Source organism: Corynebacterium capitovis DSM 44611, assembly GCF_030440535.1.
Taxonomy (GTDB): Bacteria; Actinomycetota; Actinomycetes; order Mycobacteriales; family Mycobacteriaceae; genus Corynebacterium; species Corynebacterium capitovis.
On the sequence record NZ_CP047117.1, the window covers coordinates 765087 to 790574 of the forward strand.

Genomic DNA, 25488 nt, shown 5'->3' on the forward strand with positions numbered 1-25488 from the left:
TTCTAGCGGGTCACCACCGGCGTCTCTTTCGATGGCCCGTACTTGTTAAGAAGGGTCGAGGCCTCCTGGGCGGTGTCACCCTGCGAGGTTTCGGCGAGGTGCCTGAGGTTGTCTGGCAGCTCCCGCCCGCGGCTCGCCATAGCCTCCACGTAGAGCTTGCCTGCGCGGTAAGACGAGCGCACGAGCGGGCCGGACATGACGGCGCCAAAGCCCATCTCGTAGGCCGCGTCGCGGTACTCGATGAATTCCTCCGGCTTGACCCATCTTTCGATCGGGTGGTACATCGGCCCGGGACGCAGGTACTGCGTGATGGTGATGATGTCGGTGCCTGCATCGGCGAGGTCGCGGAGAGACTCGAGCACCTCCTCTCGCGTCTCACCCATGCCGAGGATGAGGTTGGATTTGGTGATCAACCCGAAATCTCGCGCTTGGCGGATAACGTCAAGGGAACGGTCGTAGCGGAAGGCCGGCCGGATGCGGCGGAAAATGCGCGGCACGGTCTCGACGTTGTGGGCGAAAACTTCTGGACGAGCCTCAAAGACCTCCTGCAGCAAATCGGCCTTGCCCGAGAAGTCCGGGGTGAGGTTTTCCACGCCGGTGTTGGGGTTAAGCTCGTGGATCTTGCGGACCACCTCGGCGTACAGCCACGCGCCCTCGTCCTCGAGGTCATCACGGGTCACGCCCGTGATCGTGGAGTAGTTCAACTGCATTTCCTGGACGGACTCGGCAACGCGCTGGGGCTCGCCGCGGTCCAGCGGCTCGGGCTTCGCTGAGTTGATCTGGCAGAAGTCGCACCGGCGCGAGCAGTTCGCGCCGCCGATAAGGAAGGTGGCTTCGCGCGATTCCCAGCACTCGTGGATGTTGGGACACCCGGCTTCTTGGCACACCGTGTGAAGGGAAGCGCCCTTGACCTTGCGTTTCAAGTCCTCGTACTGAGGCCCCGTCTTAACGGCGTTGCGGATCCACCGCGGCTTTTGTTCGATCGGGGTTTCGGCGTTGCGCTTCTCAATGCGAAGCAGCTTGCGGCCTTCAGGTGCAACAGTCACACGTCCACCGTAGTGAACGTGTCACACAGTGTCGAGGGTCACCCCCCGCTTGTCACCACCGCCCGGGCGGCGTCCTATTGAGCCGCCTTGCGCAAGCCCTTCGACGGGTCCGGCGCCGAAGCGAAGGTGTGGTCGGCCACCGCGAGCGTGCCGGCAAGGGCAGAGTCCAGCGCGGGGAGAAGGGGTCGCGCTATATCGTCCGGAGTGACCTCGCGGCCCAGCTCGAGGCTCAGGGTGGACACGTCAGCGTCGTCGATCCCGCAAGCGACGATGTGCTCGTACGCCTCAAGGCTGTTATTGCAGTTGATCGCTAGACCGTGCATCGTGACGCCGCGGGTGACGCGGATCCCGATGGCGGCAAGCTTGCGGTCCCGGCGCGGGGCTGCCGGGTCCGCGGCCAGTGTGGTGTGGGGTACCCACACCCCGGAGCGGCCGTCGATCCGCCCCGCCGTGGGAACTCCGACGGCTCGTACGGCCTCAATAATCGCCTCCTCGAGCCGGCGCACGTAGTCCACGACGTCAACCGGGTCGGCGAGCTTGATGATGGGATAGACCACGAGCTGGCCCTCCCCGTGCCAGGTGATGCGCCCCCCGCGGTCCACCGTCACGACCGTGGAGCCATCCTGAGGCAAATCGGACGGCTGCGTGCGCTTGCCCGCGGTGTAGGTTGATGGGTGCTCGAGGACGAGCACGGTGTCACCAATCTCGTCGCGCCCGCGTTGCTTGGCCAGCTCGGCCTGCAGGCGCCACGCCTCCTCGTAGTCTATGAGCCCCAGCTCGCGCACCGATATGGGAGCGGCTGAGGATCGGATCGAGGCGTCGGCTGGAAAGAAAGGGTCGCGAGGGGCGGAGGACATGCCCCAACTTTACCCTGCCGTCAAATCCCGTTGGCTTCGGCGTACTCCGCCGCGCTAAGCAGGGGCCCGACCTCGTCAACCTGGACCTCGTAGAGCCAGCCGGCGTCGAACGGGTCGGAATTGATGAGCTCGAAGTTGCCGTCGATCTCCTCGTTGACTGCCGTCACGGTTCCGGTCACGGGAGAGTACAGGTCGGAGACGGACTTGGTGGATTCGATTTCGCCGCAGGTCTCTCCCGCGGTGACGGTGTCACCCACCTGGGGTAGGTCGGCGAAGACGACCTCCCCAAGCCGGTCCGCTGCGACGGAGGTGATGCCCACGCGCACTGTCGCACCGACGGCAGCCTCGGCAGCGGTGTTGATCCACTCGTGGTCCTCGGAGTAAGAGAAAGAGTCCGGCAGTGTCATGGTTACGCGTCCTTTCGTTTGTAAAACGGGGTCTGACTAATCCTAAACGGGTAGCGGCGTCCGCGGATGTCAACGTCGACGTCAGTTCCGACGTCAGCGTGGGCAGGATCAACGTGGGCGAGCGCGACGGGGTGGCCGAGCGTGGGGGAGGGCTGGCCGGAGGTCACGACACCGATGCGCTGGTCCCCGAGGAAGATTTCCGACCCCTCGCGTGCAGCGCGCCGCTGCTCGGAGGTGAGGCCCGCGATGACCGTGCGCGGCTCCCGACCGGAAAGGGCGCTTTTGCCCACGAAGTCACCCTCTTTCTTCTGGAACGCCCGAGACATGCCCGCCTCGACCGGCGTGATGTCCTTCGTCAGCTCGTGGCCGTATAAGGGCATGGAGGCTTCCAACCGGAGGGAGTCACGCGCAGCGAGACCGCAGGGGATGCCAGAACCGATCACCGCCTCCCACACCGCGGGAGTGTCGGCGAATGACGCGAAGAGTTCGAATCCGTCCTCACCGGTGTAACCGGTGCGGGCTACGAGCACGCTCACGTCGCCTGTACCGGTGCGCATCGTCATTTCCGCGGCGGAGTAGTAGCTCAGGTCGGCGGGGGAGGCGTCGAGAAGAGGCTCGATGACCTCACACGCCCGGGGCCCTTGGACCGCAACGAGACCGGTTTCTTCACTTTGATTGCGCAATTCGACATCGAAGCCCGTCGCCCGCGCCCGGAACGCCTGCCACACGGTGTCGGTGTTGGCTGCGTTGGGCACGACGAGGAAGCGCTCGTCTGCGAGCCGGTAGGTGATGAGGTCGTCGAGAATGCCGCCATCCTCGGCGACAATCATTGAGTACTTTGCCTTGCCCACCTTCAGGTTGGCCATGGGGGAGATGAGGCAGTAATCCAGAAACGCGGCTGCATCTGGTCCGCTCACGGAGATGTCACCCATATGGGATAGATCGAAGATACCGACGTCATTGCGCACGGCGCGGTGTTCTTCGAGTTCGGAGCCGTACTTGAGGGGCATGGTCCAACCACCGAAGTCGGTGAACGACGCACCGAGCGCCTCGTGGGCGGACAAAAGGGGAGATTCTGGCATGGGTGTTGTCCTACTTCTTGTTTTCTTCCGTCGCGGTCACATCGTTCTCTTCAACCGGCTGCGGCGTGATGTCGAACGCCTCCGGTGGCGGACACGCGCACACGAGGTTGCGGTCACCGAATGCCTCGTCGATGCGCCGTACCGGGGGAAAGTACTTGTCGTGGCGCAAACTGGGGACGGGGTAGGCGGCCTGTTCGCGGCTGAACTCGTACGGCCACTCCGTCCGCGAGACACTGAGCGCGGTGTACGGCGCGTTGTGGATGACGGATGTGTCGTAGTCCACGGAGCCGTCGGCAATCTCTTGTGCCTCGGCGCGGATGCTGCGCATTGCCTCCACGAAGCGCTTGAGCTCTCCCAGGTCTTCGGACTCGGTCGGCTCGACCATGAGCGTACCGGCGACGGGGAAAGCCAGCGTCGGGGCGTGGAAACCGTAGTCTACGAGGCGCTTCGCCACATCGGTGGCGGTCACCCCGGTTTCTTTGGCAATGCCGTTGAGGTCCAGGATGCACTCGTGACCAACCAGGCCATGTTCACCTGTGTACAGGACCGGGTAGTCCTCACCGAGCTCGTGAGCCAGGTAGTTCGCGCCCAGCACCGCGCGCTCGGTGGCCTGGCGCAACCCATCAGCTCCGCTCATCGCGATGTAGGCCCAGGAAATCGGCAGCACGCCCGCCGAGCCGTAGGTTGTCGACGCGACGGGCACACCCCGGTCTACGGGGGTTTCCGTGGTTGCGTCCTCGCGGGTTTGCTGAGGATCGGAGGGGAGGAAGGGAACAAGGTGCTCGGCCACCCCGATGGGACCGACCCCGGGCCCGCCTCCCCCGTGGGGGATGGTGAACGTCTTGTGCAGGTTCAGGTGGCTGACGTCTCCGCCGAAGTCGCCCGGGCGGGCAATCCCCGTCAGCGCGTTCATGTTCGCGCCGTCGATGTAGACCTGGCCGCCGGCGGCGTGCACCTTCTCCGAGACGGTCTGCACTGTGTCCTCGTACACGCCGTGTGTCGACGGGTACGTGAGCATGATGGCGGCTACGCGCTCGCCGTATTCCTCCAGCTTCGCGTCAAGATCGGCCAGGTCAATGGAGCCATCGTCGGCCGTCTTTACAACTGCCACGCGGAGGTTCGCAAGGGTCGCGGAGGCGGCATTCGTCCCGTGCGCCGACGCCGGAATGAGGCAGATGTCACGCCCGATCTCGCCCCTGGACAGGTGGTAGCGACGGATAGCCAGTAGCCCCGCGAGCTCGCCCATGGCACCCGAGTTCGGTTGCAGCGAGACGGCGGCGTACCCGGTGAGTTCCACGAGCCATTCGGTCAGCTCATTGATCAGCTCGCGCCAACCGGCCGTGTACTCATCCGGCGTGAAGGGGTGGACATCGGCGAATCCGGGCCACGTGATTGCTTCCAGTCCTGCGGTGGGGTTGAGCTTCATCGTGCACGAACCGAGCGGGATCATCGTGCGATCAAGCGCGAGGTCCTTATCGCCCAGCTTGCGGATGTAGCGCATCATCTGGGTTTCCGAATGGACCTCGTTGAACACCTCATGGGTGAGGAAATCGGTGCTGCGGGCCAGCTCGGGCAGACGGTCTTCCGCCGACTCCGCCACGCTCGCCCCGAAACCGCCGACGAGGGCGGCGAGGTCGGCCTCCTCGGTGTTTTCACCGAAGCTGACCACCACGGTGTCGGCGCCGACACCACGAACGAGGTAGCCTTCCCGGGCCAAGGCGTCCTTGATCTCCGCGGCGCGACCCGGCACATCCACGGCGACGGTATCGAAGAAGCGGTCGTACTTGACAGTGCCCACGCGGGCCTCGCTTATCGACGCCGCGAACCGCGCTGCATAACCATGCGCCGTTCGCGCGATCTCCCTGAGCCCATCCGGGCCGTGGTAGACCGCGTACATCGAAGCGGTCACCGCGAGCAATGCCTGGGCCGTGCAGATATTGGACGTGGCCCGCTCGCGGCGGATGTGTTGCTCCCTCGTCTGCAGCGCGAGGCGGTAGGCGGGGTAGCCTTCCGCGTCAACGGACACGCCGACGATGCGGCCTGGGATTTGGCGCTTGAGCTTGTCCGAGACGGTCATGTACGCGGCGTGAGGACCGCCGTAAAACAGTGGGACGCCGAAGCGCTGCGTCGTGCCCACGGCGATATCGGCTCCGAGCTCACCCGGCGATTCGAGAAGTGTCAACGCCAGAATGTCGGCGTCAACGGTGACAAGGCCGCCGCGCTCGTGGACGGCCTCGATGACGGGGCGCGGATCGACGGCATCGCCCTCCGTGCCGGGGTACGCCACGACGGCACCGACGATGTCATCGCCGACGACCGGCTGCGCGATGTCGATCACCTCAACTTCGAGGTCGATCGCGCGAGCACGTTCGGCGCTCACCGCGAGGACCTGCGGGTGGAGGCGGGCGTCGAGAAGAACCCTGCGGCCCTTCTTCACGGCCCGCGACATGAGGCCGACGGCCTCCGCGGCGGCCGAAGCTTCGTCGAGAAGCGATGCGTTGGAGACAGGTAAGCCGGTGAGGTCTTCCACCATCGTTTGGAAGTTGAGGAGGGCTTCGAGCCGCCCCTGGGAGATCTCGGGCTGGTACGGGGTGTACGCGGTGTACCAGCCTGCGTCTTCAACGATGCCCCGGCGGATCACGGGCGGTGTGATCGTGGAAGAAAAACCCTGGCCGTGGAAGGCTTTGAGCACCGTATTTTTGCTGGCGAGTTCTCGCAAACGGCCCTGCGCCTGGGCCTCCGTGAGAGGAGCGGGCAACGAGATCTCAGTAGAGGCTTTGATGCCGGGGGGCATGGCCGCAGATACTAGGTCGGTCGCACTGTTGTAACCCAGGACCGCGAGCATCTCGCGCTGCTCTGACTGGTCCGGGCCGATGTGACGGGAGATGTAATCCAAAGCGTCTCCTTGCTCTGCGGTGAACTAACTAACACGTTTAGCTAGCCACAAGTGTAACGACGTCGCAGACACCACCGGACACGCGAGTAGCAGAGCCGCATAACCCCTGTTCAGCGGGCCACAACCCTCGAAAGCCCCCGAGGCGGGTCATCGCCTGGGGGCTGTGGGGGCTGCGTGGGGCCGTATTAGCCGGGCTTAGAGATCCAGATCGGCCTCGAAGTTGCCCGCCTCGATGCGGTCTTTGACCGTCGTGACAAACCGGCCTGCGTCGGCGCCGTCGACAAGCTGGTGATCGTACGTGAACGGCAGGTAGCACATCTGGCGGATGGCGATGGAGTCGATGCCATCTTCAGTCACGATGACCGGGCGCTTCTCGATCACGGCGGTGCCCAGGATGCCAGCCTGCGGCGGGGTGAGGATCGGGGTGTCCAGCAAGGCGCCCTCGGAACCGATGTTGGTCACCGTGAACGTCGCTCCGGAGAGGTCATCCGGCCTCAGCTTCTTGTTGCGAGCGCGGTCGGCCAGATCGGTGATTGCGTGCGCGATCTCAGCGAGGTTCTTCTCCTGCGCCTTCTTGATCACCGGCACAAGCAAACCCTGCGGGGTGTCTACCGCGATGCCGATATTGACATCCGGGTGGTAGGTGATCTCCTTGGTCTCCGCGTTGAAGGACGCGTTGACGTTCGGGTGGGAGACAAGGGCCTCGGCCGCCGCCTTGACGAAGAACGCGAGGTAGGTGATGTTCACCCCGTGCTTTTCCTGGAACTGGGCCTTGACCTTCTTGCGCAGCTCGGCCACACGTGTGACATCCACTTCCTGGACGTGCGTGAGCTGGGCGGTCGTCTGCAGGGACTCGACCATCTTCGCGGCCGTGATCTCGCGGATACGGTTGACCTTCTGAGTCGTTCCGATCAGGTCCTGCTTGGCGGGGTCGACGGACTTCGTCGACCAATTGGCGCGGGGGTTCGCGGCTTCCGTCTTTGCCTCCGCAGCCGGTTCCTGGGAGGGCTTAGCGCCTTCGACAGCCGCGAGGACATCCTGCTTGCGGATGCGGCCACCGATCCCGGTTCCCTCGATGGTGTTCAGGTCCACACCGTGCTTCTCAGCGAGCTTGCGAACGAGAGGCGTCACGTACGGGGTCTTGCCATCCTCGCGCGGAGCGGCGGGCTTACGCGGTGCAGTGGGTTGAGAGGGCTGAGAGGACTTGGATTCCTCGGCGTCCTTCGGAGCGGTGTCTAGCTTCTTCTCCTCCTGCTTCGCTTCGCGACGCTCCTCTTCCTTGGCGTCGTCCTTTTCCAGCTCCTCGGAGTCGTCGTTGCCGCTGGCGACGGTGTCACTGGGCTCAGAAGAATCGGCAGAGTCGCCGGAGCCAGCCGAGGCGTCGCCGATGCGGGCGATGACCTGTCCCACGTCGACAGTTTCGTCCTCCTCCGCGAGGATCTCGAGGATGGTTCCCTCGACTGGGGAGGGGATTTCAGTATCAACCTTGTCGGTGGAGACCTCGAGCAGGGGCTCGTCGACCTCGACGATATCGCCAACCGACTTGAGCCACGTCGTGATCGTGCCCTCGGTTACGGACTCGCCGAGTTCCGGCATCTCGACCTCGACGGACTCGCCCGAACCCTTCTTGTTTGCGCTGGAACCCTGGTTCGGCTTTTTCTCCGGGGTATCCATCGGGTTGTCGCCCTCGCCGGGAGTGGCGTTGTCTTCCTTGACTTCCTCACGCTCGTCGGCGACGCTTTCCTCGCCCGGGCCGTCGCTCGCCTGGGCGCCGTCATCGCTGGATGCGGCCGCATCGGCGTCGCCCACGCGGGCGATCACCGCGCCAACCTCTACCGTGTCATCCTCTTCAAAAAGGATGTCGACAAGCGTCCCGGCGACCGGGGAGGGGATTTCAGTGTCAACCTTGTCCGTAGAGACCTCGAGCAGGGGCTCGTCGACCTCGACGGTGTCGCCCACAGACTTCAGCCACGTCGTAATCGTGCCCTCGGTTACGGACTCACCGAGCTCTGGCATCTCAACGTCCGTCGCGGAACCGGAGGACCTCGGCGCCGCTTGAGGCTTCTCTTCAGCAGAATGCTGAGCGGAATCTTCAGCGGGAGCATCCGCAGGCTCGGAGTCGGACGACGCGCCAGCGTCCGCGTCCGTGGCTCCCTCGCCTTCCTCGCCGATAACGGCGATGACCTCGCCGACCTCGACGGTGTCGTCTTCCTCGGCCTTGATTTCTAGGAGGACACCCGCGACGGGGGACGGGATTTCCGTATCCACCTTGTCAGTGGAGACTTCCAGCAGTGGCTCGTCAGCTTCGACGGTGTCGCCGACGGACTTCAGCCACGTCGTAATCGTGCCTTCAGTGACGGACTCGCCGAGCTCCGGCATCTCTACAGAGTGAGCCATTTCCTTAAAGTCTCCTCGCGGGTTAGTTTTCGGACGCTTTGAATCACTAGGGTACCCCCAACCGGCACTTGCCGTAGTTCCGGGGGCGCGAGATACGGGGAGGCAAATACGGGCTCTCGGCGGCGCGCGTCGGAGTGAGTTTTAGAGCCCGGCCGCGATGCGCTCTAGTGTGGCGACGAGCGTGCGCACCGGGGCGCCGGTTGCGCGTTTCGGGGTGTATCCATAGGTCCCGGCGGAGTTCCATGCGGGCCCCGCGACGTCTAGGTGCACCCATTGGGTTCCGTCGGCCACAAACCGAGACAGGTAGAGGCCGGCGTAGAGCATGCCGCCGGTGCGGGCGTTGTGGACGTTGCGGATATCCGCTACAGGAGAGGTCATCTCTTCCTCCTGCTCCTCCAGCAACGGCATGGCCCACGCCGGCTCGCCAACACTCCGCCCGATGCCAGCGACGAGGTCACGCAGCTCTTCGGATCCCATCACTGCGGCGGTCCGGTTGCCCAAGGCGACGAGCTGCGCACCTGTCAGAGTGGCCGCTTCCAAAAGGTAATCGGGGTGGTCTTCGGAGGCGCGCGCGATCGCGTCGGCAAGCACGAGGCGCCCTTCTGCGTCCGTGTTAAGAACCTCGCTCGTGATGCCGCCGTAGTGGGTGATTACGTCCCCCGGGCGGGTAGCGGAACCGGATGGCATATTTTCGGCAAGCGGCAGCCACGCCTCGACGCGCACGTTGAGGTTGAGACGCGCCGCTGCGGAGAGTGCCCCGACCATCGCGGCGGACCCGCCCATGTCGGAGATCATTTCTTCCATCTTCGAGGCCGGCTTGAGGGAAATGCCACCCGTGTCGAAGGTGATCCCCTTACCCACAAGCGCCACCGACGTCGCCGCGCCAGCGGGGTGCCACGTCAAGTGGACCAGCCGAGGCGGTCGCGCAGAACCCCGGCCGACGGCGAGAATCCCGCCGAACCCGTTTTTCTCCAGGTAATCCTCGTCGAAGACTTCGACCTGGACACCGCATTGCCCGGCGACCTGGCTGATGATCTCGGCGTAGGACTCGGGGTAAAGGAAATTGGCGGGGGTGTTGACGAGGTCGCGGGCAAGAAGCGTGGACTCGGCGGCAGCGACGGCGCGGTCGTAGTCCGCCCGGTTGCCTTCGTCGCCGACGACCGTGATTCGCGTGGTGGAATCCGGGGTCTCCGCGTCGTCCTCCCCGGGGTTTTTCAGCCCCGCGTAGGAATACCCACCGAGCAACAACCCTTCGACGACGGGGCCGACCCCGAACTCGGTGGTGATGGTCGCGCGCGGAACGCCGGAGAGCGCGCGAGCGAGCGAACCCGTTGCGCGGCGCACCGCCTCGTCGTCAATCTCGTCGGAATCTCCGAGGCCGAAGGCGATGACCACGCGACCGTCGAGAAGGACCCGAGTGATCTCCCCGGCCTTGCCGGTCGCGCCCATGGACTCCAAAGCTTCGAGGAGTCCGCCGGCGCCTAAAGCGGTCACCGGGACCTCAAGGCCTTCTCCCTTGGCGACGGGGACGAGCGCCGCCCCCGGATCGGCAGGGACGGAGGTGACGAACTCCGTGTGGAGGGTTCGACCGCGGGCCGGCAGAGACACGTTGAAAGTTGGGTACGTCACAGTGGTTCGGTGCACCTTTCCGGAAGTTATGCTTCTATGTCGATCCCAACCGTACCCCGGCGCCTGACGTGGCCACCGGCTTTTGGAAGGATGCACACGGATGACCAATCGAACCCCGACTTACACCCCGCACTACGCCGACGGGGACAAACCGATCCGCCTGCGCGACCTCGTTGCCCTCAAAGGACAACGTCCCTGGGCCATGCTCACGGCATACGACTACTCCTCGGCCCGGGTGTTCTCGGCCGCTGGGATCGAGTGCCTGCTGGTCGGGGACTCCGCTGCCAATGTCGTGCTTGGTTACGACTCGACAAGCCGCATCGGCGTCGCGGAGATGTCCACGCTTGCCGCAGCCGTTGTTCGCGGGGCGGGGCGGGCCTTTGTCGTCGTGGACCTCCCCTTCGGAAGCTACGAGGCGTCCAACGAGCAAGCGGTGCGTAGCGCCACCGAGCTGTTGTCAGCTTCCGGGGCGCACGCCGTCAAAATCGAGGGCGGACAGCGCATTGCCCCGCGTATCAGGGCGCTCAAAGACGCTGGGCTTGCCGTGTGCGCCCATGTGGGGTTCACACCGCAGTCCGTGAGCTCCCTGGGTGGGTTCCGGGTGCAGGGCAGAGGCGACGGCGCCGCGCAGGTGCGCGCGGACACCGATGCCGTCGTAGCTGCCGGAGCCGACCTCGTTGTCTTCGAGATGGTCCCCGCCGAGCTCGCGGCGGACATCACGAGCGCCTGCCCGGTGCCGACCATCGGCATCGGCGCGGGGCCCGGAACCGACGCCCAAGTTCTCGTCTGGCATGACATGGCGCGGATGATCCCGGGAGCCGTGTCGCCGCGCTTCGCGCCCGCGTTCGGCGAGGTTGGGCAATCGCTCATCGACGCCGCCGTGGCCTACCGAACCGCCGTCGAGCGGGGAAGCTTCCCGGCAGCCGAGCACAGCTTCGCGTCCTAAAGCGTCACTTCTATATTGTCCAACAACCGGGTTCCGCCGACGCGTGCGGCGATAAGCAACCGGTTCTTGCCAGGTCGGGGCTCCCCAAGTTCGGCGGACCGCAGCTCCAAGTAATCGATTTCGATTTCCGGAACTGAATCCACAACGGCCCGCGCGGCGGCAAGCACCGCGTCGGCGTCGTGGTGGGCGGCGCCCTCACGCAGTGCCGCGCTGAGTATCGCCGCCTCCCGCGCCTGGCTGTCGCTGAGGTACCGGTTGCGGGAGGACAGCGCGAGCCCGCTCTCGGCGCGAGCGATGGGAACGCCGATGACGTGCACCCCGAGGTCGAGATCGGAGACGAGCTGGCGGACGAGTTGGAGCTGCTGGTAGTCCTTCTCCCCGAACACGGCGTGTGTGCATCGGGTGATACGCAACAGTTTCGTCACCACCGTGAGTACCCCGGCGAAGTGTGTCGGGCGTGCCGCACCCTCGAGCTCTTCGCCAAGCGGCCCAGGGTGAACGGTGGTCCGCGGGCCCGCCGGGTACATTTCTGCTACCGAAGGAGCGAAGACCGCGTCGGCGCCCAGAGCCGAAAGCTTCTCGACGTCCGCCTCCAGCGTCCTCGGGTAGGCATCTAGATCTTCTCCCGCCCCGAACTGCAGCGGATTGACAAAGATGCTGACCACGACGAACCCGTCGGGGACGCGTTTGGCCTCTCGAACGAGATCAGCGTGCCCCTCGTGAAGGGCTCCCATCGTGGGAACGAGGACAACCGGGCCAGTCTGGCCGAGCGCCGCGGCAGTCATCTCGGCCCGAGTAGTGAAAATACGCGGGGTAGTGCTCATGCCGACACCTTAAAACAGGCCCGCTGCCGACCTAGATATGGGACAGGCATTCCGCTATTCGGGAGGGAGTAAAGTTCTCCCCATGAGCCTCCCCGAATTTGCAGTGACGACGACGGCAACCCCCCGCAGCGAGGCGGAGCGCGCCACAATCCTCTCGGACCCGGCATTCGGCCGCGAGTTTACAGACCACATGGTGTCCATCGACTGGGACCGCGACAACGGCTGGCACCACCCGCAGGTGCGACCATACGAAGCAATTTCCCTGGACCCGGCCACGAACGTGCTCCATTACGGTCAGGCTATCTTCGAGGGTTTGAAGGCGTACCGGCACGCGGACGGCTCGATTTCCACATTCCGCCCCGAGCAAAACGCGCGGAGGATGCAGCAGTCGGCGCACCGCTTGGCAATGCCAGAGCTGCCCGAGGACCTCTTCATCGAGTCCCTGCGGCAGCTGGTGAACGTCGATAAGTACTGGGTGCCCGAGGCCGGCGGGGAGGCATCGCTTTACCTCCGCCCCTTCATGATCGGGACGGAAAAGACGCTCGGGGTGAAGCCATCGAGCACGTACACCTTCTACGTCATTGCGTCCCCGGCGGGCGCTTACTTCACGGGCGGGGTCTCGCCGGTGAGCGTGTGGATTTCCCACGACTACGTCCGCGCGGCCCCCGGCGGAACTGGGGCCGCGAAGTTTGCAGGGAACTACGCGGCCTCTCTCCTGGCGCAGGCGGAGGCTGAGGAGAAGGGTTGCGACCAGGTGGTCTGGCTCGATGCGATCAAGCGGACATACATCGAGGAAATGGGTGGCATGAACCTCATCTTCGTGGAGGGGTCGGGGCCAACCGCGAAAGTGGTGACACCCGCCCTTAGCGGCTCGCTTCTCGCTGGGGTGACGCGGGGCTCGCTCCTTCAGGTCGCCGAGGACCTCGGATACCGGACAGAGGAGCGGCGGATCAGCGTCGACGAGTGGCGCGAGGGCGTTGAGTCCGGTTCGATCACCGAAACGATGGCGTGTGGCACCGCCGCGGTCATCACGCCCGTCGGGCGGGTGCTCAGCAGGGAAGGGGAGTTCGTCATCAACGGCAACGAAGCCGGCGAGGTGACGCTGCAGCTGCGCGAGCGTTTACGCGCAATCCAACAGGGTGAGGCGCCTGACACGCACGGGTGGAACCTCTCGCTTATCGACGCCTAGCGCGCGCCTTCCAGCACGCGCAGTTCATCCCCAACCATCTCCGCCGCGGCGTTGATAACCGGCAGGGCGAGCAGCGCACCCGTGCCCTGGCCTGTGGCGATATCGAGCGCCATGATGGGGGTTACCTCGAGAGCCGAGAGAATAGCCGGCTGGCACGGTTCCGTGCCGAGCTGGCCGGCGAGGAGCCACTTCTTCGTTCCCGGGGCGAGCAGCTCCGCGCAGTGCGCGGCCATGACGGAATAGGGGCCATCGAGGACGACGGGGGTGCGGCGCACCGCCGACTGGGCAATGACCCCCACCAGTGTGACGAAGTCGGGGGAGGTCACCGCCGCGAGGAGCCCGGGGATGTCGCTACGCAGCGCGCGGGCCCGGAACATGGCGTCCCGGATCACGGCGACTTTGACCTTCCACGCTTCGTCGTTGATTCCGCTGCCCCGGCCAATCGCGGCCACCGGCTCCGTGGCTGTGAGAACGCCGTAGAGAATGGACGCGATCGTGGTGTTCCCCGCGCCGAGGTCGCCGGGGACGATGACGTCGGTACCGGCATCGATCTCCTGGTCAACGACGGAGCAGCCGACCCGGAGCGCGCCTTCGACCTGCTCACGCGTCATCGCGTCACTTTCGTCGACGCTTGGGGTGGCCACGTCAACCCAGTCGTCGACCAAGCGGACGGAACAACCCGCGGCGCGGGCGGCCACATTGACCGGCCCGCCACCTGCCGCGATCTCGGTGGCCTGTACCCGTGCCGCGCCGACGGAATGCGCAGACAGACCGCGGTGGGCTATCCCGTGGTTGCCCGGCACGATGACGGCGCGGGGACGGGAGAACGGCTCGGGGATGTGGGTGTCTTGGCAGGCCGCCACCCACGAGGCGATCTCGGCGAGGCGCCCGAAGGACCGCCCGCGCGCCGAAGCTTGCAGCGTGCTGCGCACTCGCTGAGCGGCTGAAGCGGAAGGAGACTCGACGGGGGAGAAGTAACCTGACACGGGTGACCTTTCGGGGTGAAGACGCCTACATCGCCTCGCCCACCGCGACGCGCGGTTTAGGCGAGCGCCACGTGCGTGGCTGGGTGGCGCGCGAGAACGCGTACATGCCGAGCCCGAATCCGGTCTCGGTCGTTTCGGGGAAGCGGCGTCGAACGGCTCGATTGGCGCGCACACCGATGGCGATGGCCTCGACCACGATCGCCGCCATGAACACCAAAGAAAGCGCGGAGACGTACACGCTGATGCGGGGTGCCGCGGTACCGAGGAAGGTGAGCACCATCATCACGAGCGCAGCGGGCAGGACGTAGTTGTTGAAGAAGCGCCGGGCATCCACCCAGTCTCGGACGTAGCGGCGGATTTCTCCTTTGTCCCGGTCCATGAGGTAGCGCTCATCGCCGGCGTCGATACGAGCTTGCACCTCGCGCGTCGACGCGCGGGCTTTCTCACGCCGCTCGCGCTTGTGAGTTTTCCATTCCTCTTTGCTCAAGCTCTTCTTGAGCTCTTTGTCCCTCAGGCGCTGCTGAGCGGGGCTGAGAGCGGCGGGGTCTCGGCGCACCCCACGGCGGATCTCCTGCTCTTGCCGGGTGGGCGTTGGCCGTCCCTTCGGCGGGGTGTAGCCCTTCGGGCGGGGGCGTTCGTCCTCTTTCGCTGGGGTGGCGGGCAGCTCCACTTTCGTCGAGCCGCCGGTCTTCTCGGGTTTCTGCCACGGGAGTTTCACAAGCAATAGGCTACAAGCTGGCGTCACCCGGCGGGAATATGGGTGAGGCTACCCTTGTTGCAGATAGTGCCTCAGATTGGGTCATACAAGCACGAAGACGTTCAGAAGTACTGAAGGGACTCACGTCCCTGGGTACAAAGGTAAGGAGAATCCATGACCGCACCGACTTCCACCACGGGCGTTACGTTGACTGACGCGGCCGCGGCGAAGGCGAAGGCCCTGCTCGATCAGGAGGGCGCGACCGACCTCTCGCTGCGCATCGCCGTGCAGCCCGGTGGCTGCGCCGGGCTTCGCTACCAGCTGTACTTCGACGACCGCGATCTCGACGGCGACAAGGCGGATGTCATCGGGGGCGTTCGCTTGGTCGTCGACAAGATGAGCGTGCCCTACTTGATGGGCGCGAAGATCGACTTCGCGGATACGATCGAGCAGCAGGGCTTCACCATCGATAACCCCAACGCCAGCGGTTCGTGCGCCTGCGGCGACTCATTTAACTGACGCCGGGGGGGCGGCGCGCTCGGTTAGAGGCGCACCGGGTACTGCCGGTGCTCGATCTCTGGGTCGATGCGCTTTTCCACGAAAATGCCGTGCCACACCATGAAGGCCAGGACCGTCCACAGGCGGCGGGAGTGGTCGGCGTCTCCTGCGCGGTGTTCGCGCAGCATCGCCAGGACCTCAGTCTTGTTGAAGATCTCGTCGGTTCCCGACTGGGTGATCGTGTCCTGAGCCCAGCCGTGCAGCTCATCACCGGCGAGCCAGTGGCGCATGGGCACGGGGAAGCCGAGCTTTTTGCGGTGCAGCACGTGGGCGGGCACGATCTGCTCCATCGCCTTGCGCAGAGCGTACTTGGTGGTGCCGTGGGCGATCTTCTGCTCGACGGGGATTGTCTGCGCGACGTTGAATACCTCGCGGTCGAGGAAGGGAACGCGCAGTTCAAGCGAGTTCGCCATGTTCATCTTGTCGGCCTTGACCAAGATGTCCCCGCGCATCCACGTAAACAAGTCGAGGTTCTGCATCCGCGAGACTGGGTCCATCTGCGTCGACGCAGCGTAAATCGGTTCCGTCACCTCGCGGTGGTCCCACTCGCGCGTCGCCCACGGAAGAACCCGCTGGAGCTGCTCGAAGTTGAACGACCGGGCGTTGCCGTAGTAACGCTCCTCCATCGGGGTCGTCCCGCGCTCCAGCAGGCTTTTCCCCTTCATGCCCTCGGGTAGCACGTGGCTCAGCCGGTTTAAGCCGCGGGACAGGGGAGAGGGCAGCTTTTCAAAGGGCGCCAGGGAGAGCGGTTCCTTGTAAATCGTGTAACCGCCGAACAACTCGTCTGCGCCTTCGCCCGACAACACGACCTTGACGTGCTTGCGGGCCTCGCGCGCGACGAAGTAGAGCGGCACGAGGGAGGGATCGGCGACCGGGTCATCGAGGTACCACATGATTTTCGGGATGGCTTCGGCGTATTCCTCCGGGGACACGATCTTGACGATGTGCTCGACACCAATCGCGGCCGCCGACTCCGCAGCGACGTCGACTTCGGAATACCCCTCGCGCTCGAAGCCGGTCGTGAACGTCAGCAGGTTGGGGTTGTGCCGCTTTGCCAATGCGGCGATGGCCGTGGAGTCGATCCCACCCGAGAGGAAAGAACCAACGGTCACGTCCGCTCGCATGTGCTTTTCGACGGAATCCTCCAGGGCGCGGGCAATCCGGTCGTAGAGGGCGTCTTCTTGGCCCGCGGGTACAGATGCCGTGTCGAACCGGGGGCGGAAGTAGCGTTCTGAATGCACCTCGCCACCGGGGGTGAGGGTGACGGTGCAGCCGGATTCAACCCGCCGAATCTCGGTGTGGAGGGTCTCGGGCTCCGGTACGTATTGCAGATCGACGTAGTGCTCAATGGCGCGCCGGTCAAGGCCGGAGCCGATACCCAGCTGCTCGGACATGGCCAGGATGGACTTCTTTTCCGAGGCGAAAACGGTGCCCACGGGAGTCGTCGCAAAGAAGAGCGGTTTGATGCCGAACTGGTCGCGCGCCGCGAACATCGTCTTCGTCTCGGTGTCCCAAATGACAAAGCCGAACATGCCACGCAGGTGTTCAACGACCTCCGCACCCCAGTGGTGATAACCGACGACGATGGGCTCGCCGTCACCCTCGGTGGCGAAATCGTAACCGGCGGTAGAGAGCTCTTCCCGCAGTTCGACGTAGTTGTAGATCTCACCGTTGAACGTCAGGGCGTAGCGCTGGGGGTTGTCCGCCGGGCCCCACCGCAGAGGCTGGTGCGAATGATCGATGTCGATGATGGACAGACGGTTGAAGCCGAAGACTGCGTCGTCGTCATTCCACGTCCCCGCGGCGTCTGGGCCGCGGTGGTACATGCAGGGCAGGGCGGCTTCGACCGCCGCCGTGTACGACGCGGCATTTCCCCCGGCGGTAAGCATCGCTAGAAGGCCACACATATCCTCAACAAACCTCTCGTTCCTCTATATATAAGGTCGCCGGTCGCGCGGCGCGGGTGCGTGCTGGAGCGCACGACAATATCGTCAACAATAGGGGCGGGTGGGTCGCTGGGTCGAACGGCCGGGCTCGGGCGAGGTGTCCATCTTTAGCCCGTCCCCGAACGGGGGCCAACTTTTGAATGAGAACGGGCGTCGCGTATGTGACGTGGCTTACCCTGCCCATTAGGCCGGTTGCACCCCACCCGCGCAACGCCCGACACCGCCCAGCACAGACGCGGGTTTCAGCCCACGCCAGTGACCGCTCATAACGGTGGGGGGAGCGGTGCGGGTCGAGCCCCCCGACAATTCCGAATCGCCCGCTGAGATGAACTATTCTGACTGGGTAGGAACTTTCATGGGCAACCGTGACGGTTCGTTGGGTTTTTGGTGTGGACAGGAAGGCAGACACACGTGGAAAAGGTAATGAACCGCAGGCTCGCCAAGAAGGTCGGCGCCGCGGGCTCCCTTCTCATGGGCGGCCTGGCACTGGCGGGATGTAGTGTGGCCCCGCCGGAAGCCGTGTCTCGGATCCTGGACATGGGTTGGCCCGACCCGGTTACCCCCGAGGGAACCCAGATGTACAACTTCTGGGTGTGGGTGTGGGCCGCCGCGTGGATCATCGGCATCATCATGTGGAGCTTGTTCCTCGTGGCGGTGTTCAAGTGGAACGGCACGTCGCGTTCGAAGAAGACGGACGACGAGTTCCCGAAGCAGCTGCAGTACAACGTTCCCCTTGAGCTCGCGCTGACGATCGTTCCGATCATCATTGTCTTCTCGTTGTTCTTCTTTACGGTGCAGACACAGACAGTCGTTACCGCCCGCGACAAGGATCCGGAGGTGACAGTTGACGTCACCGCTTTCCAGTGGAATTGGAAATTCGGGTACGCGGAGGTCGGCCCGTCTTTGTCACCCACGGGCGCGCTCTACGAGGGCGTCGATGAAGATCGTCAGGCTCGCGCCGACGAGACGAAGTACGACTCCGAGGACACCCCGAACCCCAACCCGATCCACGGAAACTCGATGGGCGACCTGTCGTACCTCAACTACGACCTCATCGAAACAACCGGTTCAACCGAAGAGGTTCCGGTGCTTGTCCTTCCCACCGGCACCCCGATTGAATTCCGCCTCGCATCGGCTGACGTGAACCACGCCTTCTGGGTTCCGGAGTTCCTGTTCAAGCGAGATGCCTACGCGCACCCGGAAGCCAACCAGCAGGAGCGTAGCTTCCAGATCGAGCAAATTGAGCGCGAAGGCGCGTTCGTTGGCCGCTGCGCCGAGATGTGCGGTACCTACCACTCGATGATGAACTTCGAAGTTCGCGCGGTCTCGCCCGAAGCATTCCGGGACTACATCCGCTTCCGCACAGAAAACCCGGGCGCTACCAACGCCGAGGCCCTGCGAGCAATCGGGCAGGAGCCGTACGCGACGTCAACCCACCCGTTTAACTCGAGCCGCACGGACGGGCGCGACGGGGACAACTACAACGACCCCAACGCTGACGCTTAAGCAATAAGGAGCAACAAATGGGTACTGGCTCGAAAGTGTTTTACGCCATCGGCACCTTCCTCTTGCTGATCGGTGTGTTCTACATCCTCGCGACGATGTGGGTCGGTGATGATGCTTACCTATTCGGCGTCGAATGGGTTGGCGGCGTGGGGCTCGTTCTCGCAACCGCGATGTCGTTCATGCTCGCCGTCTACCTCGGTTTCACCGAAAGCCGCATGGATATCGTTCCGGAGGATTGGGAAGAGGCGGAGATCTCTGACGGTGCCGGGGTCCTCGGTTTCTTCTCCCCGCACTCCATCTGGCCTTTCGCCATGGCGGGAGCCGTTTTCTTCCTCGGCCTCGGTATCGCGTTCTGGCAGCTGTGGCTCGTGGCCATCGGTGCGGTGCTGCTCGTCTGGACGACCACGCAGCTCAGCATCCAGTACGGCATTCCCCGCGAGAAGCACTAAGCGCGGCACGCCGAGCCTCCTATCGCAACCGCGGTAGGGGGCTTTTCTTTGCGACGCCCTCGCCGCGCGGTGGGGGTCATACGAAAGTATGTATGCCCGCTCTTCTCGGGTGAGAACGGTGTGAAGATGGTCACCACGGGCGCCGCAGCCCGCGATGGCGGCCAACGCCACTATTCGCCTCTCCGCGAGCGGGGCTACGGGTTCGTGGTGCCGAAGCGGATTGACCTGCGACGATATGCGTCGGAAAGCGGTGCCAAAAAGTTCCTGGGAATTTGGCCTCGTATTTACTAGCACGATCTGTTTCCAAAAACGGCAGGTTGGGGACGTAATGCCAGAATTTCGTCGGGGGTATCTGAGATGACTTTCAGGTAAAAATTGGCGATACTGACTGTCGTGACGACCGCAATTTCTAACCAAGGCATGGCGACCCCGCAGAACCGTGTCCCAGCGCTGAACCGGCCAAATATGGTCAGCGTGGGCACGATTGCGTTCCTCGCCCAAGAATTGATGTTCTTTGCCGGGTTGTTCGCGATGTATTTCACGTCGCGCGCAAACGGCATGACGACAGGGGATTGGGAGCATCAGACCGAGCATCTCAATGTGCTGTTCGGCCTGATCATCACCATCGTCCTCGTGGCATCCTCGGTGACTTCCCAGATGGGTGTTTTCGCGGCCGAGCGTGGCGACGTTTTCGGTTTGCGCCGGTGGTTCGTCGTGACCATTGCTCTGGGCGTCGTGTTCCTCGGGCTGGTTGCTTACGAATGGACCGAGATGGTCTCCCACGGCGTCACTCCTCAGGCCAGCGTTTTCGGTTCGATGTTCTACATCATCACCGGCTTCCACATGGCACACGTGACCGCGGGCATTCTTGCTTTCGCAGTCATCCTGCTGCGCATCTCGAAGTCCAAGTTCACGCCCGCGCAGGCAACGGCCGCGATGGCAACGTCGTACTACTGGCACTTTGTCGACGTCATTTGGATCGGCGTGTTCACCACCATCTACCTCGTCCAGTAGGGCAGGCAGGCTAGCGGCCCTGGCCGGGTTCTCCCTGGCCGGGTTCTAGTCAGGTCGGCCGCAGAGTAAACGCTCAATCTCATCCACCAAGAAGTCGCTTAAGGGAAAAAGATGGATAACACCCAAAAGAAGACGCCGGCGCAGGCGCGGAGGCGTCGCAAAATGCGGCGCACCGTCGCCGGGGCAGCGGCGCTGACCTTCGGTCTGACCGGGGCGGGTTTTTTGGCCACCGCGCTGACTCCTAACGCGCAGGTTGCTACTGCCCAGCGCGACGACCAGGCCCTTGTTCAAGAGGGCAAAGACATTTACGACGTGGCGTGCATCACCTGCCACGGCGCCAACCTCGAAGGTGTGGAAGGCCGCGGTCCCTCCCTCATCGGTACGGGTGAAGGCGCGGTGTACTTCCAGGTCAACTCGGGGCGTATGCCGATGATGTCGAATGACGCCCAGGCGGAGCGTAAGAAGCCCCGTTACACGGAGTCGCAGGCTCTTGCTATCGCCGCCTATGTTGCCGCCAACGGCGGTGGCCCGGAGCTCGTTTACAACGAGGATGGCACGCTCGCGATGGATTCTCTGCGCGGCGAGAACTACGACGGCACCATTCAGGCCGAGGACGTTGCGCGGGGTAGTGAGCTTTTCCGCCTGAACTGTGCGTCCTGCCACAACTTCACGGGCCGCGGTGGTGCGCTGTCCTCCGGTAAGTACGCGCCTGAGCTGGACGCTGCCAACGAGCAGGAGATCTACCAGGCGATGCTGACCGGCCCGCAGAACATGCCGAAGTTCTCTGACCGTCAGCTGACGGCCGACGAGAAGAAGGACATCATCGCGTACATCAAGTCCGCGAAGGAGACGCCGAGCCCGGGTGGTTACGCACTGGGCGGCCTCGGACCGGTCTCTGAGGGCATGGCTATGTGGATTATCGGCGTCACCCTAGTTGCCGCCGCTGCTATCTGGATTGGATCGCGTTCATGAGCAACGAAATGAAGAAGAACTACACGGACCAAGAGCTCGACCGGATGAACAACGCCGAGCTGGCGGCGCTTGGCACCGAGCTCGACGACGTTACCGTCGCCTACCGGAAAGAGCGCTTCCCGGCGCAGGATGATCCGCGTGAGAAGTCCGCGGCCACGGGCATCAGCATCTGGCTGATCGTTTCCGTGCTGGCCGGCCTCGCTTTCTTGGGTGTCTACCTGTTCTGGCCTTGGAACCCCAAGTTTCACGGCGACGAGGGCCTGTGGCTCTACACTCTCTACACCCCGCTTCTCGGCCTGACGTCGATGCTGTCGCTGGGGACCTTCGGCATCGCGATCATCCAGTACGTCAAGAAGTTTGTGCCCGAGGAAATCTCGGTTCAGCGGCGCCACGACGGGCGTTCCACCGAGCTCGACCGCCGCACGACCACGGCACTTCTTAACGACGCCTGGGAGACGTCAACCCTTGGTCGTCGTAAAGCACTGCAAGGCCTCCTTGGCGGCGCGGGCCTGCTTGCTGGTCTGGCAATCGTCGCCCCGCTCGGCGGCATTGTTAAGAACCCCTGGAAGCAGCGCCACGCGCTCGGTTACCAGGGTGACGGTACCTTGTGGACGCACGGGTGGACCCTCGCCAACGAGGGCAAGAAGATTTACCTCGGCCGCGACACCGGCGCGATCGCCGAGCTGCACACCGGTGAGGCGGGGTCCCACTACAGCACCGCTGGCGTGTCCCGCCTCGTGCGTATGCGTCCCGAGGACCTAGCCGCCGCGTCGATGGAGACGGTCTTCCCGCTCTACGAAGAAGACGTCAACGACGGGTCGACGTTCGACGCGACCCGGGACGTCTACGAAAACCACATGCACTCGATCCACGGCCCCCGTAACGCCGTCATGCTCATTCGGCTGCGTTCAGCGGATGCCCGGAAGGTTGTCGAGCGGGAGGGTCAGGAATCGTTCCACTACGGCGACTACTACGCCTACTCCAAGATCTGCACGCACATTGGTTGCCCGACGTCCCTCTACGAGGCGCAGACCAACCGCATCCTGTGCCCGTGCCACCAGTCGCAGTTCGATGCCCTGCACTACGGCAAGCCCGTGTTCGGGCCAGCCGCCCGTGCGCTGCCGCAGCTGCCTGTGACAGTTGATGAAGACGGATACCTCGTTGCCAACGGAAACTTCATTGAGCCCGTCGGCCCTGCATTCTGGGAGCGTAAGTCCTAATGAGTACAAAACTCTCTAAAGCCGCGGACAATGTCGATTCGCGTTACACGATCTCCGGTGCTCTCCGCCCGCAGCTAAACAAGGTCTTCCCGACGCACTGGTCCTTCATGCTCGGCGAGATGGCCCTGTACAGCTTCATCGTGTTGCTGCTGACGGGTATCTACCTAGCGCTGTTCTTCGACCCCTCGATCACCAAGGTGATCTACGACGGCTCGTACCTGCCTCTCAACGGTGTCGAGATGTCGCGCGCGTACGCGACGGCGCTAGACATTTCCTTCGGGGTCCGTGGCGGGCTCTTCGTGCGCCAGATGCACCACTGGGCAGCGCTGATGTTCGTCATGGCCATGTTTACCCACATGATGCGCGTCTTCTTCACCGGCGCCTACCGCCGCCCGCGCGAAGCAAACTGGCTCATTGGCGTGACCCTCATCCTGCTGGGCATGGCCGAGGGCTTCCTCGGTTACTCGCTGCCTGATGACCTGCTCTCTGGTGTCGGTCTGCGCATCATGTCCGCGATCATTGTCGGCCTGCCGATCATCGGTACGTGGTTGCACTGGGGCATCTTCGGCGGCGACTTCCCCTCCGACTTGATGCTTGACCGCTTCTACATCCTGCACGTGCTCGTCATCCCGGGTATCATTCTCGCGCTCGTCGCGGCGCACTTGCTTCTCGTCTGGTTCCAGAAGCACACCCAATTCCCTGGGCCGGGCCGAACCGAAAACAACGTCATCGGCGTGCGCATCGTGCCGATCTTCGCTGTGAAGGCGATCGGATTCATGTTCATCGTGTTTGCGGTCCTCGCGGGTATGGCCGGTATGACGACGATTAACTCCATCTGGAACCTCGGGCCGTACAACCCGTCTCAGGTTTCGGCCGGATCCCAGCCCGACATCTACATGCTCTGGACGGACGGCGCGGCACGTGTCATGCCCGCCTGGGAGCTGTACCTGGGCAACTACACAATCCCCGGCGCATTCTGGGTTGCGCTGCTCTGTGGCGCGATGGTCGTGCTTCTCTTCGCCTACCCCTTCATCGAGAAGAAGGTTACCGGCGACGATGCCCACCACAACCTGCTGCAGCGCCCGCGCGACGTTCCGGTGCGAACTGGCATCGGTGTGATGGGTCTGGTGTTCTTCCTCCTCCTCACGATTTCTGGCGGAAACGACCACGTCGCCCACTTCTTCCAGATCTCGCTCAACGCGATGACGTGGGTCGGGCGCATCGGCCTGATTGTCCTGCCCCCGTTGGCGTACTTCATCACCTACCGCATCTGCGTTGGTCTCCAACGCTCCGACCGTGAGGTGCTTGAGCACGGCATCGAGACGGGCGTGATCAAGAAGCTGCCGAACGGCGCGTTCGTGGAAATCCACCAGCCGCTGGGGCCGGTTGACGAGCACGGCCACCCCGTCCCGCTCGAGTACGCGGGCGCCCCGGTGCCGAAGCAAATGAACCAGCTTGGGTTCGCCGATTCGGAAACCGTCGGCAAGCTGAAGGCAGCTTCCCTGAACGAGACTGAGCGCGCGCGTGAAGCGGACGCTCGGAAGCACCATGATGAGATCGCGACGTTGCGCGCCCTGGAGCAGACCAAGGGGTCCTCCGACCGCGACGCGACGTACGGGGACGGCAAACCCCGACACTAATCCGCGATCGCTTGGATATCGGCGGCCCCTCCCTTGACGGGAGGGGCCGCTGTTTCTTGAGTGGTGGACCCGTGGTGCTGTGTGAGAAAGGTCACTGCCGTTGTCAGCGGAGGCGCGGCTCGCTCGCAATAGTGGCGGGTTTCCCATGAAGTGCCAGCTCAAGCCGCGAATTGAGCTAACAGCTGGCACAGTAAATTCCCAGATTGAGGGGTCTGGGGGGTCAATCACGGGGGTCAGAGGAAATAACAGCGCGATAACGCGCGTGGCGGTTGGACATCTTCCGTGTCCATTTCGTAATCTTACCGAGACATTGCGACAACATGCGTTGGCTGCAAAGTACAAAACGACATATGAGCCGAATCTCTTCTCGGGCCGTTGGCAGGGAAAGGGAACCGGGGAACCAGGCCGCTTCTGCGGCGCATGCCTGGGGTTAATGCCCGCAAGGGCACTCCATGATTCAGGAGTGCGGAGCGCGGCAGGGCTGTTCTCAAGCCTCACCCGTCAGCTAACTCGGTAGGCAAACGAGAAGATATGGAGATCATTTCAGTGGCTAAGCACCGTCGCCAGGAGAAGAACATGGCCCGTAACGTGGCCGCCGTCAGCGCAGTGGCCGCAGGCGCGGCCCTCTTTGCCCCCGCCCAAGCAGGCGCGGCCGAGGTCCGGATTCCCAACAGCACCGTGTCCGTCGAGGTCCCGGGCCTTGAAAACGTTGCGGGCCTGGCTTCCGTCCCGGGCATCGAGCAATATGTTCCCTCCCTTGCGCAGGCGTCGTCTGATGTGGCCGAGCAGGTCGCTGATACCGTGGCCGCCCCGGCAGCGCAGCAGACAGCTGGCGAGCGCATCGTCGAGATCGCGCGTTCTAAGATCGGCTCCCCGTACGTGTACGGCGCGTCCGGCCCGAACAGCTTCGACTGCTCCGGTTTCACCTCCTGGGTCTACGCCCAGGCTGGGAAGTCCATTCCGCGCACCTCTCAGGACCAGGCCTCGAGCGGGCAGCAGGTGTCCCTCGACCAGCTGCAGCCCGGTGATATCGTCTCTTACTACAGTGGCGCCTCTCACGTTGCGATCTACGCGGGCAACGGCACAATCATCGATGCTCTGAACGACGGAATCCCCGTTGGCGAGCGTCCGCTGGACATGATGCCGATCTACAACGCGGTCCGCTTCTAAGGGCAGAAGTTACGGCCGGGCGAGGTTGATCTTGATCACTCGTCCGGCTATAGTCCT

21 protein-coding genes and 1 riboswitch are annotated in these 25488 nt (G+C 63.9%); of the genes, 10 read left to right on the forward strand and 11 right to left on the reverse strand.

Going from position 1 to position 25488, the window contains the following annotated elements:
* Nucleotides 1-2: 2 nt before the first annotated feature.
* The 7 genes from lipA to CAPI_RS03835 form a co-directional block, all read right to left on the reverse strand.
* A complete protein-coding gene (gene lipA, locus CAPI_RS03805) occupies nt 3-1046 on the reverse strand; it encodes a lipoyl synthase (RefSeq protein WP_018016714.1) in 1044 nt (347 codons plus the stop codon).
* Nucleotides 1047-1120: 74 nt separating this feature from the next.
* Nucleotides 1121-1903 (reverse strand): lipoyl(octanoyl) transferase LipB, encoded by a 783-nt coding sequence (lipB, locus tag CAPI_RS03810; RefSeq protein WP_018016715.1) that lies wholly within the window; start codon nt 1901-1903, stop codon nt 1121-1123.
* A 20-nt stretch (nt 1904-1923) separates the two neighbouring features.
* Complete coding sequence (gene gcvH / locus CAPI_RS03815; RefSeq protein WP_018016716.1) at nt 1924-2310, reverse strand: glycine cleavage system protein GcvH; 387 nt, start codon at nt 2308-2310, stop codon at nt 1924-1926.
* Nucleotides 2311-2312: 2 nt separating this feature from the next.
* Entirely contained in the window at nt 2313-3392 is a 1080-nt protein-coding gene (gene gcvT, locus CAPI_RS03820; RefSeq protein ID WP_018016717.1) for a glycine cleavage system aminomethyltransferase GcvT, read from the reverse strand.
* A gap of 10 nt (nt 3393-3402) precedes the next feature.
* The gene (gcvP, locus tag CAPI_RS03825) at nt 3403-6288 is read right to left on the reverse strand and encodes an aminomethyl-transferring glycine dehydrogenase (RefSeq protein ID WP_018016718.1); all 2886 of its coding nucleotides are present in this window, start codon (nt 6286-6288) and stop codon (nt 3403-3405) included.
* A 195-nt stretch (nt 6289-6483) separates the two neighbouring features.
* Nucleotides 6484-8685: a 2-oxoglutarate dehydrogenase, E2 component, dihydrolipoamide succinyltransferase gene (gene sucB / locus CAPI_RS03830; protein ID WP_026157007.1), complete on the reverse strand. Its 2202-nt coding sequence runs from the start codon at nt 8683-8685 to the stop codon at nt 6484-6486.
* 141 nt (nt 8686-8826) lie between these two features.
* Nucleotides 8827-10314: a leucyl aminopeptidase gene (locus tag CAPI_RS03835; RefSeq protein ID WP_018016720.1), complete on the reverse strand. Its 1488-nt coding sequence runs from the start codon at nt 10312-10314 to the stop codon at nt 8827-8829.
* Between the two features lie 100 nt (nt 10315-10414).
* Here CAPI_RS03835 and panB point away from each other — a divergent pair, with 100 nt between their 5' ends.
* Nucleotides 10415-11260 carry a 3-methyl-2-oxobutanoate hydroxymethyltransferase gene (panB, locus tag CAPI_RS03840; RefSeq protein WP_018016721.1) on the forward strand — a complete coding sequence of 282 codons (846 nt, stop codon included), beginning with the start codon at nt 10415-10417 and terminating at the stop codon, nt 11258-11260.
* On the opposite strand, the gene panC is transcribed toward panB, so the two are convergent.
* Complete coding sequence (panC, locus tag CAPI_RS03845; protein WP_018016722.1) at nt 11257-12084, reverse strand: pantoate--beta-alanine ligase; 828 nt, start codon at nt 12082-12084, stop codon at nt 11257-11259. The genes panB and panC overlap by 4 nt on opposite strands.
* Nucleotides 12085-12166: 82 nt before the next feature.
* On the opposite strand from panC, the gene CAPI_RS03850 reads away from it, so the two are divergent.
* Nucleotides 12167-13273 (forward strand): branched-chain amino acid aminotransferase, encoded by a 1107-nt coding sequence (locus tag CAPI_RS03850; protein ID WP_018016723.1) that lies wholly within the window; start codon nt 12167-12169, stop codon nt 13271-13273.
* Here the strand turns inward: CAPI_RS03850 and CAPI_RS03855 are convergent.
* The gene (locus CAPI_RS03855) at nt 13270-14259 is read right to left on the reverse strand and encodes a nicotinate-nucleotide--dimethylbenzimidazole phosphoribosyltransferase (protein WP_018016724.1); all 990 of its coding nucleotides are present in this window, start codon (nt 14257-14259) and stop codon (nt 13270-13272) included. The two genes, CAPI_RS03850 and CAPI_RS03855, sit on opposite strands and share 4 nt — an antisense overlap.
* A gap of 25 nt (nt 14260-14284) precedes the next feature.
* Complete coding sequence (locus tag CAPI_RS03860) at nt 14285-14977, reverse strand: DUF3043 domain-containing protein (protein ID WP_018016725.1); 693 nt, start codon at nt 14975-14977, stop codon at nt 14285-14287.
* Between the two features lie 153 nt (nt 14978-15130).
* On the opposite strand from CAPI_RS03860, the gene CAPI_RS03865 reads away from it, so the two are divergent.
* On the forward strand, nt 15131-15475 hold the full coding sequence (locus CAPI_RS03865) for a HesB/IscA family protein (protein WP_018016726.1): 345 nt from the start codon (nt 15131-15133) through the stop codon (nt 15473-15475).
* 23 nt (nt 15476-15498) lie between these two features.
* On the opposite strand, the gene asnB is transcribed toward CAPI_RS03865, so the two are convergent.
* Nucleotides 15499-17421 (reverse strand): asparagine synthase (glutamine-hydrolyzing), encoded by a 1923-nt coding sequence (gene asnB / locus CAPI_RS03870; RefSeq protein WP_026157008.1) that lies wholly within the window; start codon nt 17419-17421, stop codon nt 15499-15501.
* Nucleotides 17422-17871: 450 nt separating this feature from the next.
* On the opposite strand from asnB, the gene ctaC reads away from it, so the two are divergent.
* The 7 genes from ctaC (at nt 17872) to CAPI_RS03905 (ending at nt 25431) form a co-directional block, all read left to right on the forward strand.
* Complete coding sequence (gene ctaC, locus CAPI_RS03875) at nt 17872-18966, forward strand: aa3-type cytochrome oxidase subunit II (protein WP_018016728.1); 1095 nt, start codon at nt 17872-17874, stop codon at nt 18964-18966.
* A 17-nt stretch (nt 18967-18983) separates the two neighbouring features.
* Nucleotides 18984-19415 (forward strand): aa3-type cytochrome oxidase subunit IV, encoded by a 432-nt coding sequence (ctaF, locus tag CAPI_RS03880; protein WP_018016729.1) that lies wholly within the window; start codon nt 18984-18986, stop codon nt 19413-19415.
* 393 nt (nt 19416-19808) lie between these two features.
* Nucleotides 19809-20429, forward strand: coding sequence for an aa3-type cytochrome oxidase subunit III (gene ctaE, locus CAPI_RS03885; RefSeq protein ID WP_018016730.1), 621 nt, complete (start codon nt 19809-19811; stop codon nt 20427-20429).
* Nucleotides 20430-20540: 111 nt separating this feature from the next.
* Nucleotides 20541-21401, forward strand: a complete 861-nt coding sequence (gene qcrC / locus CAPI_RS03890) for a cytochrome bc1 complex diheme cytochrome c subunit (RefSeq protein ID WP_018016731.1) — start codon at nt 20541-20543, stop codon at nt 21399-21401.
* Nucleotides 21398-22621, forward strand: coding sequence for a cytochrome bc1 complex Rieske iron-sulfur subunit (qcrA, locus tag CAPI_RS03895; protein WP_018016732.1), 1224 nt, complete (start codon nt 21398-21400; stop codon nt 22619-22621). Before qcrC ends, qcrA begins: the two co-directional genes overlap by 4 nt.
* A complete protein-coding gene (gene qcrB, locus CAPI_RS03900) occupies nt 22621-24261 on the forward strand; it encodes a cytochrome bc1 complex cytochrome b subunit (protein ID WP_018016733.1) in 1641 nt (546 codons plus the stop codon). The genes qcrA and qcrB overlap by 1 nt, the downstream gene beginning before the upstream one ends.
* Nucleotides 24262-24604: 343 nt before the next feature.
* A riboswitch (cyclic di-AMP (ydaO/yuaA leader) is annotated at nt 24605-24796 on the forward strand.
* On the forward strand, nt 24793-25431 hold the full coding sequence (locus tag CAPI_RS03905) for a C40 family peptidase (protein ID WP_018016734.1): 639 nt from the start codon (nt 24793-24795) through the stop codon (nt 25429-25431). Its footprint overlaps the riboswitch before it by 4 nt.
* The last annotated feature ends 57 nt before the right edge of the window (nt 25432-25488 follow it).

Coding starts and splice junctions, on each gene's coding strand:
- CAPI_RS03905 (WP_018016734.1), top strand. CDS start 24,793: ATGGAGATCATTTCAGTGGCTAAGCACCGTCGCCAGGAGAAGAACATG.
- qcrA (WP_018016732.1), top strand. CDS start 21,398: ATGAGCAACGAAATGAAGAAGAACTACACGGACCAAGAGCTCGACCGG.
- CAPI_RS03850 (WP_018016723.1), top strand. CDS start 12,167: ATGAGCCTCCCCGAATTTGCAGTGACGACGACGGCAACCCCCCGCAGC.
- CAPI_RS03865 (WP_018016726.1), top strand. CDS start 15,131: ATGACCGCACCGACTTCCACCACGGGCGTTACGTTGACTGACGCGGCC.
- panC (WP_018016722.1), bottom strand. CDS start 12,084: ATGAGCACTACCCCGCGTATTTTCACTACTCGGGCCGAGATGACTGCC.
- lipB (WP_018016715.1), bottom strand. CDS start 1,903: ATGTCCTCCGCCCCTCGCGACCCTTTCTTTCCAGCCGACGCCTCGATC.
- sucB (WP_026157007.1), bottom strand. CDS start 8,685: ATGGCTCACTCTGTAGAGATGCCGGAGCTCGGCGAGTCCGTCACTGAA.
- gcvT (WP_018016717.1), bottom strand. CDS start 3,392: ATGCCAGAATCTCCCCTTTTGTCCGCCCACGAGGCGCTCGGTGCGTCG.
- panB (WP_018016721.1), top strand. CDS start 10,415: ATGACCAATCGAACCCCGACTTACACCCCGCACTACGCCGACGGGGAC.
- asnB (WP_026157008.1), bottom strand. CDS start 17,421: ATGTGTGGCCTTCTAGCGATGCTTACCGCCGGGGGAAATGCCGCGTCG.
- gcvH (WP_018016716.1), bottom strand. CDS start 2,310: ATGACACTGCCGGACTCTTTCTCTTACTCCGAGGACCACGAGTGGATC.
- ctaF (WP_018016729.1), top strand. CDS start 18,984: ATGGGTACTGGCTCGAAAGTGTTTTACGCCATCGGCACCTTCCTCTTG.
- qcrB (WP_018016733.1), top strand. CDS start 22,621: ATGAGTACAAAACTCTCTAAAGCCGCGGACAATGTCGATTCGCGTTAC.
- qcrC (WP_018016731.1), top strand. CDS start 20,541: ATGGATAACACCCAAAAGAAGACGCCGGCGCAGGCGCGGAGGCGTCGC.